Source organism: Moorena bouillonii PNG, from assembly GCF_001942495.1.
In the GTDB taxonomy this organism is placed as follows: domain Bacteria; phylum Cyanobacteriota; class Cyanobacteriia; order Cyanobacteriales; family Coleofasciculaceae; genus Moorena; species Moorena bouillonii.
In genome coordinates this window covers 4,527,939-4,529,676 of sequence record NZ_MKZS01000001.1, presented here as the reverse complement: position 1 = coordinate 4,529,676, position 1,738 = coordinate 4,527,939, and the positions used below count along the sequence as shown (strand labels likewise).

Sequence of the window (1,738 nt, the reverse complement as noted above, 5' to 3'; positions counted from 1 at the left end):
GTTGTCTTGATGCAATAGCGAGTGGGGGAAACCCCCAAGACCGCGCTGCATCGCTAGACCAAATTACGCAATATGCATCTGATACATATTTTTTACGTTGCCTACTTATTTTTAGATAGTATTTATGTAGCTTTTTAGTTTCTTATTTATAAGATAATCATAACACGCTCTGTGAAAACTGTCAAGTTTTAGCTTAAAAATCAAGCCGTCCTATAAGGACGGGGCGCGATTACCCAATTTTTTCGGTAACGGTTAAGACATATTTCTGCTGCGAAGCTCCGTATTCCCTAAGAACTTTCAAGACTAAATAATTTGGCAAAAAGGCATGGATATAGCCTAAAAGTGTGATTTAATGACGTCTAAAGTGTTAGAGGGGTTTTTTAGCTATTAGGTGAGCTTGACCTTGGCGAATTAAATTCACCACGGGTCGCACCTGAGGTACACAGGATTTTTTCCCTGTTCCCTATTCCCTGTTCCCTAGAGCCTAAAATTATGACGTTGAAAATTTTCTGTGACCAGAACTATCTCCCAGAGGGCATGACCTATGAGGCAATTCTATATCCCTTTTGGGGCAAACCTCCAGAAAATCCTGAGGATCCCATTAGTAGTTGTTTTGACCACTATGTAGAGATTGGAAAGTCTCTATTTAAGATGTCGTCTCTGGAGGAAGCAGATATTGCTATTGTACCAGTTAATTGGGCACTATGGAATTCTGAATTGGAAGATAAAGCCAGACAATTAGCAGAAAACGTTAAATTAGCAGGCAAACCCTTAATCAGCTTTTTTGGTGGGGCTTCTTCCCATGTTAACTTACCGATTGAAAGTGATTTTGTATTCCGTAACTCCCTCTATCGCTCCCTGAGAAAAAACACCGATTTCACCCTACCTCAGTGGAGCGAAGACTTTGTTGAAAACTATCTGGACAACAAACTCAATATCCGCCAAAAACGCTTAAAACCTGTCGTTGGTTTCTGTGGATATGCCGTCAAACCAAATACCAAAACCAATTTAAACGTTTTATGATCTAGAGTCAAAAAGAATGTCTTGAACTCGAAAACTAGTATCCCTCCCTATAATTGGGGACATGTGTTAAGACGTCGAGCCCTAGATATCTTAGCCAAAGACCCTAACATAATCACCAACTTTATGATTAGAGACAACCTAGTTTTCTTGAATCAACCGGACGTCAAGTTAAAGCAAAAGCATCGACTAGAATTTGTCCATAATTTAATAGACAGTGACTATATCTTCTGTTGCCGTGGGTCAGGAAACAATTCCTTTCGTTTCTATGAAGCATTGTGCTGTGGCAGAATTCCAGTTCTTGTAGATACCGATTGTGTGCTTCCCTACGACTTTGACATTGATTGGAAGAAATACTGTGTTTGGATAAAGGAGAATGAACTTCATTTAATTGGCGAGAAAATTGCTGAGTTTCACGACAATCTATCATCCCGGGAATTTGTAGATTTACAGTATGAGTGTCGCCGGATTTGGAAAGAACGAGTATCTCCAGAAGGGTTCTTTAGTAATTTCCATCGTCATCTGCCTATAGCAAAGGGAACAGGGAATAGGGAACAGGCAACAGTAGGGTGCATCTGATAGTTGTAAAAAAGAAGGGAAGTGTGGGGCCTCACAGGGGTAGGTTTTTTACATTTGGGTCGGGAGTCGGGAATCGGGAATCGGGAATCGGGAATCGGGAATCGGGAAAAGCGGGAAATGGGGAGAATTATCCCGGAAA

At 40.9% G+C, this 1,738-nt stretch carries 2 protein-coding genes; both read left to right on the top strand.

Annotated elements, in window-relative coordinates:
- Nucleotides 1-492 precede the first annotated feature (492 nt).
- A complete protein-coding gene (locus tag BJP37_RS41240; RefSeq protein WP_198954101.1) occupies nt 493-1,023 on the top strand; it encodes a hypothetical protein in 531 nt (176 codons plus the stop codon).
- 21 nt (nt 1,024-1,044) lie between these two features.
- Entirely contained in the window at nt 1,045-1,599 is a 555-nt protein-coding gene (locus BJP37_RS41235) for an exostosin domain-containing protein (protein ID WP_198954100.1), read from the top strand.
- Nucleotides 1,600-1,738 lie beyond the last annotated feature (139 nt).